The sequence below is a fragment of the Yersinia sp. J1 genome, assembly GCF_050586585.1.
Classification (GTDB): domain Bacteria; phylum Pseudomonadota; class Gammaproteobacteria; order Enterobacterales; family Enterobacteriaceae; genus Yersinia; species Yersinia entomophaga.
Genome location: NZ_JBOBDP010000004.1, coordinates 250,964 through 266,421, shown reverse-complemented (window position 1 = coordinate 266,421; position 15,458 = coordinate 250,964). Strand labels below are relative to the sequence as shown.

The following is a 15,458-nucleotide window of genomic DNA, read 5'->3' as shown; positions in this document are numbered from 1 at the left end:
ATTTTTAAGGGTTTTAGGCGCTGCTAGATGCAACATGACAAGAGATAGGTTTTTATTCCGGTTGAGCATTCATCAGGCGCTGAGGGCGCATATCCGTCCAGTTCATTTCCAGATAGCGTACGCAGGCTTCCCTTACCGCCGGACCAAATACCGGTTCCCAACCGGCGGGAATCGCAGTGATTTCAGGCCACAGGCTGTACTGGCGCTGAGCGTTGATCAGCACAAAAAAGGGAATGCTTTCATCATCAAAAGGGTTCACTTGGGCTTCATTCATCATATTAATTACTGTCATTTTTAAGATTGAGTAAATAATGCAGACCATCGATTAATCCGCCCCGCCAGCACACGGCATCATGCCCGCCAGAATAAAAGCGGCAGTTTACGCGGTGAGGGGATTGCTCTAATGCATGCTGCATTTCCTGATTAACCTGATAAATCACGTCTTCCCTGCGCCCTGCCTCCATAAAGATATCCAGTTGATGATCGGCTCCCACGCCTTGCTGAACTTGCTGAGTAAGCCAACCGGCAACTTCAGCGTTGCCGTCGGGCATCAGCGCGGAATCATCCATACACGGCCACCAAAATGAACCTGACTGACTGAGTACGCAGCCAAAGCGCTGCGGCCAATGTAGCCCAGCATACAGCGCGGCTAAGCCGCCATAACTTTGCCCTGCAACCACAGTGCGTGAGGCCAGGCCACTAAAAGGCTGATACTGCGCCACCAGCGGCAGAAGTTCGGCCTGAATCGCCAACCAGAACTCCCGATTACAAGGCAACTCTTCCCCGCGATGCTGCTGATCGATAACGTCAATCAGCACATAAACGGTGGGAGGGAGCTGGCCGCTCTCGGTTTGTCGATCCAACACGCCAAATACCGGCTGCCCCTGCGCCCAATATTGCCCATCCAGCAAAATAGCCAACGGACGATCCTGCGGTTGATCGGTTTCCCCAGTGGAATAGATCCAAATATTGCGACTATTACCGAGCAACTTACTGTTCCAGAGGATCTTATGCAGACGCGCCGGATCGACTGGCGGCGGATTGCCAGCATCGACGTCTTTCCAAGCAGGCTGCGGAAGTGAAGCGGGAAGATGTACTGCAGAGAGAGGTGTGCCACGGTTGCTGTAATGTGGTCGAATTCGATTTAGCGGGTCGCTTTCTGCCAGATCCAGTAAAGAAATCCACCAGTTACGCTGCGCCATGCGCCGCTGCTCATGGCTACCTTCCGGCAGTTGCAAACACTGGCTGGCGCTGACCGGAATCACGCTATAGCTACCGCGAAAATCAGGCTCAACCTCAGTCTGCCAATACCACACATCGGAATCACCGAGGCGCTTTAGGCATTCAGGCGTAAAACTGTGGTGGTCAGTGACACCGTTAACATCAATATAAACTCGGTTGAGGGAAGACTGCTGAGCGTTTCCCTGTGGGTCTCGCCATAAAAACGTCAGTTTTACCCGATCTGTCTCTCTAGGTTCAACCAGAGGAGTGCCCCACTGCGCAACCTGTTGCCACCATGCCTCACTGCCAGCCTGAGGATCGCTTAATAAGCTTTGGCTGTCCGGATAACTGTTCACTGCATTCACAACCTTCCCTCGCTGTTTCAACTTTCTGTATCAGTCCTGAAAACCATTAGGCAGGCTAAAGATTGATTCATATATATTTAGGGATACAAGCAAACACAAATAATATTGAGAACTATTTGTGTTTGCAATAACATAGTTGGCATTCGCTCTAATACATCAACTTAAGTTTGCTCACCCCATAGGCAAACTGGCGGCGCTTAGCACAAAAATAAAGCGGTAATACCGTCGATGTACTGATTTTGGCTGGATTGGATGGCCTTAGAGACACTGCGTTAAGGTTTGGCAGGAATGCGCGAACATACCCAGCCGAGCCTGACAATACGTAATACCGGGTGACCTTAAGCCCTGATTGCGCAAACACGCTTTTTATTTTTATTAATTGTGTTCTAGGTAAGGGATAAATCATGTTCGATCTTTCTGGCAAATTGATGCCAAGGAAACTACCGCTTCGCGTCAGCTCTACCTCTAAGACTTTACTATTTACCTCTGCACTTATTCTTATTCCGTCTCTCGGCGCTCAGGCCGAGACGAATAAAACTGCCAATGCGCCGAAAGAAGATAAATTAGTGGTGGTTGCACAGGCGGGCAGTGGGGAGGAAGATTCAGGTTTTGTAGCGACCAATAGCTCCACGGGGACGAAAACCGATACTCCACTGATTAAAACACCTCAGGCCATCTCCGTTGTTACCCGTGAGCAAATGGCGGCGCAAGATGCGACCTCAGTCGCTCAGGCATTGCGTTATACCGCTGGCGTTATCTCTGAATATCGCGGCGCTTCCAACCTGAATGACGAAGTGACTATTCGCGGTTTCGGCTCCGTTCCTCGTTTCCTCGATGGTTTGAGCTATAGCTCCATCGGCGGCGTGCGTCGCGCTGGCCAAATCGATCCCTGGATGCTGGAACGGGTTGAAGTCGTCCGTGGCCCGGCGTCGGTTTTATATGGTCAGGTTAACCCAGGCGGCCTGATTAATATGGTCAGCAAGCGCCCTACCGCTGAAAGTATCCATAAAGTACAGGCTCGCGTCGGAAATAATAAACTGGCCGAAGCGGCATTTGATTTTGGTGGCGCCCTTGATGACGAGGGGAAAGTCCTTTATCGCCTGAACGGTATCGGCCGCACTCAAGATGATGCGGTGCAATCATTTAAGCAGGAACGTTTTGCCATTGCTCCGGCAATAACTTTCTTACCAAATGAAGATACCAGCTTCACCTTATTAACCAGCTATCAAAGAGAGCCTGAAGCCGGTTCACGTAACTTCCTTCCGGCCAGAGGATTACTGACCGCGACTCAGTATGGTTATATTCCGCGTGATTTTAACGTCAGCGATCCCGCATTTGATCAATCATGGCGTGAACAAACTTCCGTCGGTTATGCTTTCGAGCATTATATTAATGACACCTTTAAATTCCGTCAGAATCTGCGTTATACCCAAATAAAGCAGCATTATAATTATCTGGTATTTTTGGATATGCAGCCTGACAACCGCACCATGAATCGCCGTGCGCAAATCGAAAGACAGCAATATGGCGAATTCTCGCTTGATAACCAATTGCAGGCAGATTTCTGGACCGGTGAATTAAACCACACGGTATTAACTGGGCTGGATTACAAACGTACCCGAATTGATAGCCAGTTCCTGATGGATCGCGGCAGCAAATACGATTTGGACTGGGTATCTCCGGTTTATGGTCTGAATATTCAGGAAAGCGCGCTGGGAGTCAGCGATGACGATCTGAATAAACTGGATCAGGTTGGCGTTTATCTGCAAGACCAAATCGAATATGGCAACTGGAATCTATTGCTGTCCGGTCGCTATGACTGGTCGCAAATGAAAGCATTAAGCCGCGTCACCAGCAAACAGACGCAGCAGGATGATAACGCCTTCACCGGTCGCGCAGCGGTGCTGTACGCCTTTGATTCCGGTATTTCACCTTACGTCAGCTATAGCACCTCCTTCGAGCCGAATACGGGTAAAGGCGCACCGGGTCACGAAGCGCTGAAACCTATTACCGCTCGTCAGGTGGAAGCCGGTATCAAATATCAACCGCCGGGTTCGCAAACCTTGCTGACTGCGGCTCTATATGATTTACGTCAGAAAAACATCAGCCAGCGCGATCAGGTGCTGAACTACGACATTCCTATCGGGGAAACTCAATCTCAAGGCTTGGAAACCGAATTAAAAAGCGCGCTAAGCGATAATATTGATGTCATCGCGTCTTATACCTACACCACGGCTAAAGTGCGCGAAACAACCCGCGTTGGCGAGCAAGGTAAAATGCCACCCACTATTCCACACCACGCTGCGGCGCTGTGGGGGATGTATACCTTTAACGAAGGCGTGCTGAGTGGTTTATCTACCGGTGCTGGCGTACGTTATATGGGCACCAGTTGGGGTGATAGAAAGAACACATTCAAAGTACCGGCGTCTACCGTGTACGACTGGATGATGCGTTACGAATTAGGTAATGCAGTTCCGACGCTGAAAGGGACCTCACTACAGGTTAACCTGAATAACATCACCGATAAGAAGTACGTGGCAACCTGTTCAACCGATTCCGCCTGCTTCTATGCTCCGGGTCGTACTGCTACCGCAACCGTCAGTTATTCCTGGTAATCGCTGCGTATACACCGCGCCTGTCTGCTGGCAGGCGCCGATTTCCTACTGCCTTCCTCTTATCTTCCATACAAACCTTAAAGAAAGGTAAATATTTCCCCACGCGTTCACTCTCCCTTCATCGCCACGACAATATAACTTTATAAAATATAATAAGTTAACCTAATAATAACTTTCCCTCTCATGTCATTTAACCTTTCTAAAATTAGGGTTTTATCTTTATACTCGCCCCATCACCCATTGAGGCAAAACTATGTCAGCGTCCGTAGGAATACCCCAGTTAATGCACCGCATACGCACCAGTACCCAGCGTATGTGCGGGCTGCTGTTGGTATTTTTCTGGCTGATACTTAATGCTCAAGTTGCGGTAGCTGGCCATCATTGCGATTTGATGCTGTCCGACAAACCGGCGGTTATTCAGCATCAGGAACATACTCGGCAGACGATGGATATGTCCCACGGTCAGGCGCAAAATGCGCTGTGTGACAAACACTGCGTGCCGGATTCGATGCAGCCAGACGGCAGCGTTATCGCGCTAGCCGCTTTACTTCCACAAACCGAACTGCGGCTCGCAGCGGTTCAAACCCATGAAGTGATACAAAAAAGCGATTGGTATTCCCCTCCCATCGCCGGACCTCCGACGGAGATCGTTTTCTGTCGTTTCAGAGAATAACTCCAGACCTTGATATCCCCTGTATGCCGTCATTCAGCGGCACCTTGCGTTTATTTATTGTCTGGAGTTAATCATGAAAATCCTTATTGCTACCCTTTTCCTCGTGTTACCTACCGCCGTTTTCTCAGCCGATCCGCATTCCCATCAGCATATGTATCAACCGGATGCATCGAGTACATCCGTAGAAACCATTTATCAGTCCCAAGGTAAAATTAAGACCTGGAGCGCCGCAGGGGTATTCATCAGTCATCAGGCCATTCCAGCTCTTAACTGGCCGCCGATGACCATGAGCTTTAGCTTACCCACAGCAGATAATCTGCAACCTTTAACGGTCGGAACAGAAGCCGATTTCAGCTTCCGCCAGACCGCGCAGGGTTACGAACTGGTTTCCATCGCTCCGCACCAATCTTAAGCAGGGTTAACATGATCAGATTCCTCTCTCATCGTTCTCCGGTGCGGCCAGCCCTTGCCTGCTCGCTCACCTTGCTGACGCTGTGCCTGCCGTTGGCGGCTCAGGCCGTCGAGATCACGCTGAATCAGGCTATCAGTTCGGCTGAACGTTATTCCGCCGAACTGTCCGCCAATCAACATCAGGTGAATGCGTTGGAAAATATGGCCAGTTCCGCCACTCAACTGCCCGATCCCAAACTCAAATTCGGAATAGAAAATCTGCCGGTCGGCGGCAATAACGGTCACCGCTTTACTCGGGAAGGCATGACCATGCAGCGTATTGGCATCATGCAAGACTATGTAAGCGGCGATAAACGCCAGCGCAAAGCCGATACCTTCAACGCGGAGGCACGCAAAACCGCGGCGGCCAGCGAAACTATTCGCGCTCGTTTGCAGAAAGATGCGGCCCAATCGTGGCTGGATTTGGCGCTCGCCGAACAAGCCGTCAGAGATGCTCAAAAACTGGTGCTGGAAAGTGAAAAACAGATTGGCGTAAAACGGGCTGGCGTTATCGGCGGAGCCAGCCCTGCCAGTAGCGTAGTGGATTCCCGGTTGACGCTGGTTGCCATGCAGGATCGCCTAACCAACGCCGAGCGAGACGTGCGTCTGGCGCAAACGCGTTTGACCCAGCTAACCGGTTTGGAAGTGACCAAAGCCAGCGGTTCACTGCCCGCTTTCACCCGCCTGCCTGCTGATGTTGCGGTTTTGCAGGCGGCGGTGCTCCAGCATCCCGAAGTATTACAGGCCAGCCGCGAAGCGGAAGTGGCAAAGGCTCGTTCGGCTCAGTCTGCCATTGCGGCAATTCCTGATATTGGCGTCGAGGTTTATTACGCCAAACGTTCTGAGGGCTATGACGATATGGCCGGGGTGATGGTTAGCGTGGATTTACCGCTGTTTCGCTCCCAAAGACAGGATAAAGACTATGCCGCCGACGTTTCCCGCACCATGGAAGCCAACGATCAGCTCACTTTACTGACGCGAGATCATCGGGCGCAGCTCGACACGCTATTGGCACAATATCAGGCCGCCCAGCAACGTTGGCAGCGTCAGAGTCAGGAAGTGCTGCCGCTGCAAAAAAAGCGGCTAGATCTGATCATTGCGCAGTATCAGGGCAATAAAAGCGATCTGTCCTCGGTGATGGATGCCCGTCGGGCGCTATTGGAAAGCGAGCTAAACACTCGCGATGCCGCTCGTGAACTGGCCGCCCTGTGGGTTGCTATTCGCTATTTAATCCCGCAGGAGACAACACGATGAAAAAGCACTTCACTTTGAGTCTGGTCGCCGTCGCTATGCTGGGCGGATTGACCGGTTACTGGTTGGGAAAACCGGCGCAACATAGCGAAATAACTTCGCCTGACACCGCAGAATCTGGCCGTAAAGTCTTATATTGGTACGATCCGATGACTCCTGGACAACGTTTTAATCAGCCAGGTAAATCTCCGTTTATGGATATGGAGCTGGTGCCCCGTTACGCCGATCAACAGGCCGATGACGGAGGCGTGATTATCAGTGCCAGACAGCAGCAAAATCTGGGCATACGCACGGAAAAGTCCCAGATGCGTAGCCTGAATTTGCGCTTAACCGCTTACGGCACGGTAGCTACCGATGAGCGCAGCGTTTCAGTTATACCGGCTCGTGCCAACGGGATCGTCGAACAGCTTTGGGTGCGAGCCAACCAGCAGCAGGTCAGCAAAAATCAGCCGTTAGCGTCTCTGTGGATACCGGAATGGAACGCCGCTCAGCAGGAATATCTGGCGATCCGCAAGTTGGGAGATAACCCGCTAACCTCCGCCGCTCGCCAGCGTTTGCAGCTGCAATTTATGCCTGATGAAATTATTCGTCAGGTAGAAAAAAGCGGTCAGCCGCAAACCCGCTATACCTTACGCGCTCCCTCCGCAGGTTACGTTAACAAGCTGGATATTCGCGCTGGGGCGCAGGTTAGCGCCACGCAATCTCTATTTGAACTGGCCAGTCTGGATCCGGTTTGGGTCGTCATTGATTACCCACAGGCTCAGGCGAGCCAGTTGCAGCTCGGTAGCGCTATTCAGGCGACCTCTGCCAGTTGGCCAGGAGAAATTTTCCATGGGAAAGTCAGTGAACTGCTGCCTAACATGGATTTAACTACTCGCACACTGAAAGCCCGTATCGTGCTGGATAACCCGCAGCAAAAATTAAAACCGGGCATGTACCTGAATCTGCAAGCAACCTCGCGGGAAGCGCTGCCACCGGTGTTGGCAATCCCGCAGGAAGCGCTGTTACTGACTGGCAGTCGCAGTCGGGTGCTGGTCAGTGAAGGAGACGGTCACTTTAAACCCGTCAACGTCACCGCCGGTCACTCTCAGGACGGGTGGGTAGAAATTAAACAGGGACTGAGTCTCGGCGAGCAAGTGGTTACCTCCGGTCAGTTCCTGATCGACTCCGAAGCCAGCTTGCAAAGCGTACTTCCGCAAATGGAGGAGCCTAAATCCATCGATGGTAGCAATCCAACTAGCGCCGTCGCGCCGGATACCTATAGCGCTTCAGGCCGCGTCAATGCTATTGACGGGCAAACTATCACTTTGAGCCACGGAGCGATTCCTGCGTTGAAATGGGGGCCAATGACGATGGATTTCACTCTTCCAGAAAGCGATTTTCCTGCGAATATCCACGTCGGTGCTCAGGTGGATTTTCAATTCACGTTGGACGATAACGGCGCGCATATTCAGCACATTAACCCATCAAAATTGGCAGATAAGCAGCAAATTCATGGAGGCCACCTATGATTGCCGCCGTGATTCGTTGGTCATTACGCAACCGCTTATTGGTGCTATTGGGTGCCGTCATGATGGCCGGCTGGGGAATCTGGTCGCTACAGCAAACGCCGCTGGATGCCCTGCCGGATCTATCTGATACCCAAGTGATTATTCGCGTCAGTTATCCGGGTAAAGCGCCGCAGGTGGTGGAAGATCAGGTGACTTACCCGTTGACCACCACCATGCTATCGGTGCCGGGCGCAGAAACCGTACGTGGTTTTTCTATGTTCGGTGATTCCTACGTGTATGTGCTGTTTGCCGAAGGCACCGATCCTTACTGGGCGCGTTCTCGCGTGCTGGAATATCTCAGCCAGGTGCAATCCAGTCTGCCCGCCGAAGCCAAGGCCGCGCTGGGGCCAGATGCCACCGGCGTTGGCTGGATCTATGAATATGCGTTGATAGATAAAACCGGTAAACACAGTCTGGCGGATTTGCGAGCGTTACAGGATTGGACACTAAAATTTGAGCTGAAAACCGTTCCCAACGTCTCCGAAGTCGCCAGCGTAGGCGGTATGGTGCGCCAATATCAGGTGGTGCTCGATCCTGAACGGATGCGCGCACTGAATCTTTCCCATCAGCAAATCGCCAGCGCCATTCAGGATAGTAATCAAGAAGGCGGCGGTTCGGTATTGGAAATGGGCTCGGCGGAATACATGGTCCGCACCTCCGGCTACCTGAAAAATCTGGATGATTTTAACAACATCGTGATTACCGCCCGCGACGGCATTCCAATCCTGTTATCGGATGTCGCCAGCGTGCGAATGGGCCCTGAAATACGCCGCGGCGTGGCCGAATTAAACGGTGAAGGCGAAGTGGCTGGCGGCATTATTGTGATGCGCTACGGCAAAAATGCGTTGGAAACCATCAACGGCGTCAAAGCCAAACTGCAACAAATTCAGCAAACGCTGCCCGCAGGCGTGGAAATCGTACCGGTTTACGATCGCTCTCAGTTAATCACCCACGCCATCGATAGTCTGTCTTTCAAACTGCTGGAAGAGTTTCTGGTGGTTGCCGTGATTTGCTCGCTATTTCTCTTCCATTTCCGTTCGGCGCTGGTGGCTATTATTACCCTGCCACTGGGAATTCTCGGCGCGTTTATCGTGATGCATTATCAAGGAGTTAACGCCAACATTATGTCACTGGGAGGTATCGCTATCGCCATTGGCGCTATGGTGGATGCCGCGATCGTGATGATAGAGAACATGCACAAAGTGCTGGAACAATGGCGAAAAGATCATCCGGGGCAAAAACCCGTCGGACAGGATTACTGGCACATTTCCGAGCGGGCGGCGATTGAAGTCGGCCCGGCGCTATTTTGCAGCTTGCTCATTATCACGCTGTCATTTATTCCGGTGTTTTCATTACAGGCGCAGGAAGGCCGAATGTTCTCGCCGCTGGCCTTTACCAAAACCTACGCCATGGCGGTTTCTGCCGGTTTAGCCATCACTTTAGTACCCGTGCTGATGGGCTATTTTATTCGCGGTAACATTCCCGATGAGAATGCCAACCCAATAAATCGCTGGCTAATCGCATTATATCAGCCGGTGCTTAGCGCGGTGCTGGCTCGCCCTAAAACTACTCTGACGCTAGCCGCTGTGGCTTTGGTCGCCACGTTGTACCCGCTCAGCCGTTTAGGCAGCGAATTTATGCCTGCGCTGGATGAAGGCGACCTGTTGTATATGCCATCGACTTTACCGGGTATTTCAGTGCAGGAAGCCACGCGGCTGCTACAACAAACTGACCGTCTGATCAAAACTATTCCCGAGGTCGATACGGTATTTGGCAAGGCGGGACGGGCTGAAACCGCGACCGATCCTGCGCCGTTAACCATGATCGAAACCACCATTCGTTTTAAGCCCAAAGATCAATGGCGGGCAGGTATGACGATGGACAAATTGATCGAAGAATTGGACGCCACGGTAAAAGTACCGGGGATCGCGAATTTGTGGGTGCCACCGATCCGCAATCGGCTGGATATGCTTTCCACCGGCATTAAAAGTCCCGTTGGGATCAAGGTAAACGGTAAGAATATTCAGCAAATCGAACAGGTTGCCTTACAGATCGAGCAAGTTGTGCGGCAAGTGCCTGGTGTCACTTCAGCACTTTCTGAACGTTTAGCTGGAGGCCGCTACGTAGATATCGATATCGATCGCCAGAGAGCGGCGCGCTATGGAGTTTCGGTCAAAGAGCTGCAATCTCTGGTTGCCAGCGTGATAGGCGGACAGAATATCGGTGAAACCATTGAAGGGCGGGAACGTTTCCCGATCAATCTTCGTTATCCGCGTGAGCTGCGCGATTCGCTGCAAAAACTGCGCGACCTGCCGGTATTGACCGCTGCGGGCGGGCAAATTGCTCTGTCGGAACTGGCGGATATTCGTATTAGCGAAGGCCCACCTATGCTGAAAAGTGAGAACGCCCGCCTCTCCGATTGGATCTATGTGGATCTACGTGGACGAGACCTTAAATCTGCGGTGTTGGATATGCAAAAAGCGGTGGATCAGCAGGTTAAACTACCGGAAGGACTCTCTCTCAGTTGGTCAGGTCAATTTGAATATCTGGAACGAGCCACCGCCAAGCTGCAAATTGTTCTCCCCGTCACGCTGATGATCATTTTTGTTTTGCTGTTTGTGACCTTCGGCAAAGTCAGGGATGCCGCACTGATCATGGCGACACTACCTTTCGCTCTGATCGGCGGTATTTGGCTGCTGTATGGATTGGGCTACAACTTCTCGGTTGCCGCTGCGGTGGGCTTTATTGCTCTGGCTGGCGTGGCCGCTGAATTTGGCGTCATTATGGTGCTGTATCTCAATCAGGCGGTGAAAAAGCATCAATTACCGGGGCAACCGCTGACCGCGGAACAAATGTGCGCCGCCATCCACGAAGGGGCGGTCCTGCGAGTAAGGCCAAAAGCCATGACCGTCGCCACCATTATGGCCGGATTACTGCCGATCATGTGGGGAGGCGGTGCCGGATCCGAGGTGATGCAGCGCATTGCCGCTCCGATGATCGGCGGCATGATCAGCGCGCCGTTATTATCGATGTTAGTCATTCCGGCGGTGTATTTACTGATGCATCGACGTAAAGGGTAATCTTTTTCGCGCGGGATAAAGGGGTATCCCGCGCGCGAAAGATCGCTGTTTTAACGGGTAAAGCCGACGCGGCAAAGATGGCTGTCTCCATTCAGCGTGATAGAATTAACGCCAGAAGAAATCCATAACAATCTGTATTCACTTATCTCTCCCAGAGGATTCATCATGAGCCGTGAGATTAACAAAGACACCCGTTTGTGCATGTCACTGGCCGGACGGCCGGGTAACTTCGGCACCCGATTCCATAATTTCCTGTATCAAGAACTGGACCTCAACTACATCTACAAAGCGTTTACTACCACCGATATTCAGGCGGCGGTCGGCGGTATCAGAGCCCTAGGCATTCGCGGCTGCGCAATTTCCATGCCGTTCAAAGAAGCCTGTATTCCCTTCCTGGATGAATTAGACGCTTCCGCCACTGCTATTGAGTCTGTGAATACTATCGTGAATGACGATGGCTTCCTGCGGGCGTACAACACCGACTATATCGCTATCGCCAAGCTATTGAACCAATATCAGGTGCCAACTGAAAGCACCTTCATGCTGCGAGGCAACGGCGGAATGGCCAAAGCGGTCGTTGCCGCGCTACGCGATGCCGGTTTCAAACACGGTCATATCATTGCCCGTAATGAGACCGCCGGAAAAGCGCTAGCAGAAAACTACGGCTATCAATGGCAGGCCGACGTTGGTGATTTGACCGCCGATATGGTAATCAACGTGACGCCAATTGGTATGGCCGGAGGCGCAGAAGCCGAGACGCTAGCCTTTGAACCGGCAACCATTGAACAGGCTAAGATTGTGTTTGACGTGGTGGCTCTGCCAGCAGAAACACCATTGATTCGCTACGCTCGAGAGCAGGGCAAGCAGGTGATTACCGGCGCAGAAGTGATTGCGATTCAGGCCGTTGAGCAGTTTGTTCTCTACACCGGAGTGCGTCCAACCGATGAACAGGTAGAACGTGCCGCTGCTCACGCACGCGGTTAATATGGATTTCTGACCAGAACGTTTACCTGATTTCAGACATAAAAAAGCGCAGTATCAAACCGCGCTTTTTATTTGCAACCTGTCGCTTTCGCCTACTGGGCGTTAGCCGCTTCCATTCCGACCAATCCCACTTTGAGATAACCGGCTTTCCGCAGCGAATCCATCACGCTCATCAATGTTTCGTAATCCACACTCTTATCCGCCTGGAAGAAGATTGTGGTTTCCTTATTGGACTGCGTTCGCTTATCCAGCGCCACGGCCAGCGTTTCGCGGTCAACCTGCTGCTCGCCCACGAACAGTTGGTTATCGGCTTTCACCGACAGGAACACCGGTTTCTCAGGACGCGGTTGCGGCGCGGCGGAGGACGCAGGCAGATCCACTTTGATGTCTACGGTAGCCAAAGGCGCTGCCACCATAAAGATAATCAATAGCACCAGCATGACATCAATGAAAGGCGTTACGTTGATATCGTGTAATTCGCCGCTTTCATCAGGATTTTCATTCATGTGCATTGCCATAAATCACCCCGCACGCAGTTGTTGAGCATGGCTTGATGATTTATTTTCTGCGGTGCTGCTAGCCAGATCCAGATCGCGGCTCAATAACAGCAAGGCTTGCGCGGCAACATCACCCACGTGAGCGCGGTAAGTTCCGATCAGGCGAGCAAAGATGTTATAGATAACTACCGCAGGAATCGCCGCCACCAGACCTAATGCCGTTGCCAGCAAGGCTTCGGCAATACCTGGAGCCACCACCGCCAAATTGGTGGTTTGCGAATGAGCGATGCCAATAAAGCTGTTCATGATGCCCCAAACGGTGCCGAACAAACCGACGAACGGAGAGATAGCCCCGATAGTCGCCAGGAAGCCGGTTCCTTTGCCCATCTGACGGCTCACGGCAGCCACACGACGCTCCAGGCGGAAAGAGGCGCGCTCTTTGATACCGCCATTATCAGTGGATTCTGCCGATAGCTGACGCTCGTTTTCCGCTTCGCGCAGCAACATGCCACTGATGCTTTCCGGCGCAAAATCTTCGGCCTGCGCCAAAGCGTCGCTCAGATTAGTCGCCGAGCCGAGCACAATGTGCTCATGACGCAGGCGACGACGGGCGCGGTACAATTCCATACCTTTAGAGAATAAAATAGTCCAGGTAACAACCGACGCCAGCACCAGACCAATCATCACGGCTTTCACCACTACGTCTGCATGCTGGTACATACCCCAAACGGACAAATCCATCGCCAGACCTTGTGGAGCAGCAGGCGCCGCCGGAGTCACAGATTGTAGCGCAGGAGCAGGAGCGGCATCCGGCGTTGCGACAGAGGTTAACTCCGGCTGCGGCAGCGGAGTTGAAACCGCGGCGGTGTGCTGCGTTGACGCGGGCGCCACGCCAGCGGCAACTGCACTGCTATTACCTGGGGCTGCTAATGCCGGGCCAGATAAACCTGCGATTAACAAGAGCGCCATAACGCCGCGCCCTAACTTCACTCCCCGACCCTGGTTTGCGGCGAATGATTTATGTTCCATAACTTTGCCAGCTGTTTTCACGCTGCGCCTCCACCCAATATGCATATCAATTTAAGGACGAAATCAGTGGCGGATCATATCAAACAAATGACGGATTGATAGTAATTATCATTATTATTTGAGCCAATTTTTCTATCTAAAAGATAATTAAGGCAAACTCGCCGCCCAGACCGCTGTTTTTCATCGCCAGCCTGCTTCAAACGCTGATAACACTTGGGCTAAACAAGTAACAACCATAGGGTTTTATTCACATAAAACTCACTCGCCGTCGATTTTCTTTACCAATAAACCATTACTTTCTGTGCGTTTTGCAGCATTTTTTTGTGCGTAAACCGCCTTAAACAGCGGCTCCCCCTCTTTAAACGCCATCCGGCTAAAAGCGCACTACATCAAATGTTCATCATGCTAATTTAAATAAATAACCAATCAGATAATGGCTGGCAATCAATCCAGACCGACACTAACCAAGCAAGGTGAGCGCCCGTATGTCTTCAAAAAAATTAGAAACCACGTTGATCAGCGCAGGGCGCAGTAAAAAATTCACCCTGGGATCGGTTAATCCTGTGATTCAACGCGCATCGTCGTTGGTTTTTGACAGTGTAAAAGCCAAAAAGCACGCCACGATTAACCGTGGTAAAGGCGAACTATTTTACGGTCGCCGCGGCACATTGACTCACTTCGCCTTGCAGGAAGCCATGACAGAACTGGAAGGTGGCGCGGGCTGTGTGTTATACCCTTGCGGCGCAGCGGCGATCAGCAATGCCATTCTGGCCTTCGTATCCGCGGGCGATCATGTATTGATGACCGGATCGGCCTACGAACCAGCGCAGAGTTTTTGCGATAAAATCCTGTCGCGGATGCAGGTCAGTACCAGCTATTTCGATCCACTGATCGGCAGCGCCGTGGGTAAGTTGGTTCAGCCTAATACCAAAGTGGTGTTTTTAGAGTCGCCCGGCTCTATCACTATGGAAATACAGGATATTCCCGCGATGGTGCGCGCCATTCGCGCCGTTTCACCAAAAGTGATTATCATGATGGATAACACCTGGGCGGCGGGCGTGTTATTCAAACCTCTTGATTTTGATATCGATATTTCCATTCAGTCCGGCACCAAATACCTGATCGGCCATTCTGACGCCATGCTGGGCATCGCCGTAGCCAACGCGCGCTGCTGGGAACAACTGCGGGAAGACTCATATCTCATGGGGCAAATGGTGGATGCCGACAGTGCCTATCTGGCTAGCCGCGGCCTGCGGACGTTAAGTGTGCGCCTGAAACAGCACGAAGCTAACGGTATAGACGTTGCCAACTGGCTGGCGCAGCGCCCTGAAGTGGCTCACGTTTATCATCCGGCGCTGCCAGACTGTCAAGGCCATGAATTTTATAAACGAGATTTTTCTGGCTGCAACGGGCTGTTCTCTTTTGAACTCAAGCACCGCCTGAACCAGCAACAATTTGAAAACTATCTGGACAACTTTCACCACTTCAGTATGGCATTCTCTTGGGGCGGCTTTGAGTCACTGATTCTGGCTTACCAGCCGGAAGATATTAAAGCGATACGTAAATATGAAGCTATCGCGCATCAGGGCACTTTAGTTCGTGTTCATATTGGTTTGGAGAATACTCAAGATTTAATTGAGGATCTGGCCGCCGGCTTCGCTCGTATCGCCTCAGCGCAATAAGGCCTCTACCAGTGGGAACTGCGCTAATTTGTGCGGTTTTCACCGAAGTTAGTCTCTAAAC

At 51.8% G+C, this 15,458-nt stretch carries 12 protein-coding genes; 8 read left to right on the top strand and 4 right to left on the bottom strand.

The genetic code is table 11. The features are described 5' to 3' along the window. Positions 1 to 52: 52 nt before the first annotated feature. Positions 53 to 274: an MbtH family protein gene (locus ACQ4OC_RS09650; RefSeq protein WP_064518374.1), complete on the bottom strand. Its 222-nt coding sequence runs from the start codon at positions 272 to 274 to the stop codon at positions 53 to 55. A gap of 4 nt (positions 275 to 278) precedes the next feature. Next, a complete protein-coding gene (fes, locus tag ACQ4OC_RS09645) occupies positions 279 to 1,586 on the bottom strand; it encodes an enterochelin esterase (protein ID WP_064515121.1) in 1,308 nt (435 codons plus the stop codon). Between the two features lie 404 nt (positions 1,587 to 1,990). On the opposite strand from fes, the gene ACQ4OC_RS09640 reads away from it, so the two are divergent. The 7 genes from ACQ4OC_RS09640 (at position 1,991) to ACQ4OC_RS09610 (ending at position 12,189) form a co-directional block, all read left to right on the top strand. Next, a complete protein-coding gene (locus ACQ4OC_RS09640; protein ID WP_120805776.1) occupies positions 1,991 to 4,201 on the top strand; it encodes a TonB-dependent siderophore receptor in 2,211 nt (736 codons plus the stop codon). Between the two features lie 283 nt (positions 4,202 to 4,484). After that, positions 4,485 to 4,874 (top strand): hypothetical protein, encoded by a 390-nt coding sequence (locus tag ACQ4OC_RS09635; RefSeq protein ID WP_179207945.1) that lies wholly within the window; start codon positions 4,485 to 4,487, stop codon positions 4,872 to 4,874. Between the two features lie 73 nt (positions 4,875 to 4,947). Continuing rightward, entirely contained in the window at positions 4,948 to 5,286 is a 339-nt protein-coding gene (locus tag ACQ4OC_RS09630) for a copper-binding protein (RefSeq protein ID WP_064515126.1), read from the top strand. Between the two features lie 11 nt (positions 5,287 to 5,297). Continuing rightward, positions 5,298 to 6,578 carry a TolC family protein gene (locus ACQ4OC_RS09625; protein ID WP_120805774.1) on the top strand — a complete coding sequence of 427 codons (1,281 nt, stop codon included), beginning with the start codon at positions 5,298 to 5,300 and terminating at the stop codon, positions 6,576 to 6,578. Further along, complete coding sequence (locus ACQ4OC_RS09620) at positions 6,575 to 8,086, top strand: efflux RND transporter periplasmic adaptor subunit (RefSeq protein ID WP_064515130.1); 1,512 nt, start codon at positions 6,575 to 6,577, stop codon at positions 8,084 to 8,086. Before ACQ4OC_RS09625 ends, ACQ4OC_RS09620 begins: the two co-directional genes overlap by 4 nt. After that, the gene (locus ACQ4OC_RS09615; RefSeq protein WP_430971127.1) at positions 8,083 to 11,205 is read left to right on the top strand and encodes an efflux RND transporter permease subunit; all 3,123 of its coding nucleotides are present in this window, start codon (positions 8,083 to 8,085) and stop codon (positions 11,203 to 11,205) included. The genes ACQ4OC_RS09620 and ACQ4OC_RS09615 overlap by 4 nt, the downstream gene beginning before the upstream one ends. A gap of 165 nt (positions 11,206 to 11,370) precedes the next feature. Continuing rightward, the gene (locus ACQ4OC_RS09610; protein WP_064515133.1) at positions 11,371 to 12,189 is read left to right on the top strand and encodes a shikimate 5-dehydrogenase; all 819 of its coding nucleotides are present in this window, start codon (positions 11,371 to 11,373) and stop codon (positions 12,187 to 12,189) included. A gap of 92 nt (positions 12,190 to 12,281) precedes the next feature. On the opposite strand, the gene exbD is transcribed toward ACQ4OC_RS09610, so the two are convergent. Next, positions 12,282 to 12,707 carry a TonB system transport protein ExbD gene (gene exbD, locus ACQ4OC_RS09605; RefSeq protein WP_064515135.1) on the bottom strand — a complete coding sequence of 142 codons (426 nt, stop codon included), beginning with the start codon at positions 12,705 to 12,707 and terminating at the stop codon, positions 12,282 to 12,284. Between the two features lie 3 nt (positions 12,708 to 12,710). Beyond that, positions 12,711 to 13,736, bottom strand: a complete 1,026-nt coding sequence (exbB, locus tag ACQ4OC_RS09600; protein ID WP_084414321.1) for a tonB-system energizer ExbB — start codon at positions 13,734 to 13,736, stop codon at positions 12,711 to 12,713. 464 nt (positions 13,737 to 14,200) lie between these two features. Between exbB and metC the strand changes: the two genes are divergently transcribed. Further along, entirely contained in the window at positions 14,201 to 15,397 is a 1,197-nt protein-coding gene (gene metC / locus ACQ4OC_RS09595) for a cystathionine beta-lyase (RefSeq protein ID WP_120805765.1), read from the top strand. Positions 15,398 to 15,458 lie beyond the last annotated feature (61 nt).

Bases quoted from the DNA above. Each gene is read 5' to 3' on its own strand.
- ACQ4OC_RS09650 (WP_064518374.1), bottom strand. From the start codon at position 274: ATGAATGAAGCCCAAGTGAACCCTTTTGATGATGAAAGCATTCCCTTT.
- ACQ4OC_RS09640 (WP_120805776.1), top strand. From the start codon at position 1,991: ATGTTCGATCTTTCTGGCAAATTGATGCCAAGGAAACTACCGCTTCGC.
- ACQ4OC_RS09635 (WP_179207945.1), top strand. From the start codon at position 4,485: ATGCACCGCATACGCACCAGTACCCAGCGTATGTGCGGGCTGCTGTTG.
- ACQ4OC_RS09630 (WP_064515126.1), top strand. From the start codon at position 4,948: ATGAAAATCCTTATTGCTACCCTTTTCCTCGTGTTACCTACCGCCGTT.
- ACQ4OC_RS09625 (WP_120805774.1), top strand. From the start codon at position 5,298: ATGATCAGATTCCTCTCTCATCGTTCTCCGGTGCGGCCAGCCCTTGCC.
- ACQ4OC_RS09620 (WP_064515130.1), top strand. From the start codon at position 6,575: ATGAAAAAGCACTTCACTTTGAGTCTGGTCGCCGTCGCTATGCTGGGC.
- ACQ4OC_RS09615 (WP_430971127.1), top strand. From the start codon at position 8,083: ATGATTGCCGCCGTGATTCGTTGGTCATTACGCAACCGCTTATTGGTG.
- ACQ4OC_RS09610 (WP_064515133.1), top strand. From the start codon at position 11,371: ATGAGCCGTGAGATTAACAAAGACACCCGTTTGTGCATGTCACTGGCC.
- exbD (WP_064515135.1), bottom strand. From the start codon at position 12,707: ATGGCAATGCACATGAATGAAAATCCTGATGAAAGCGGCGAATTACAC.
- metC (WP_120805765.1), top strand. From the start codon at position 14,201: ATGTCTTCAAAAAAATTAGAAACCACGTTGATCAGCGCAGGGCGCAGT.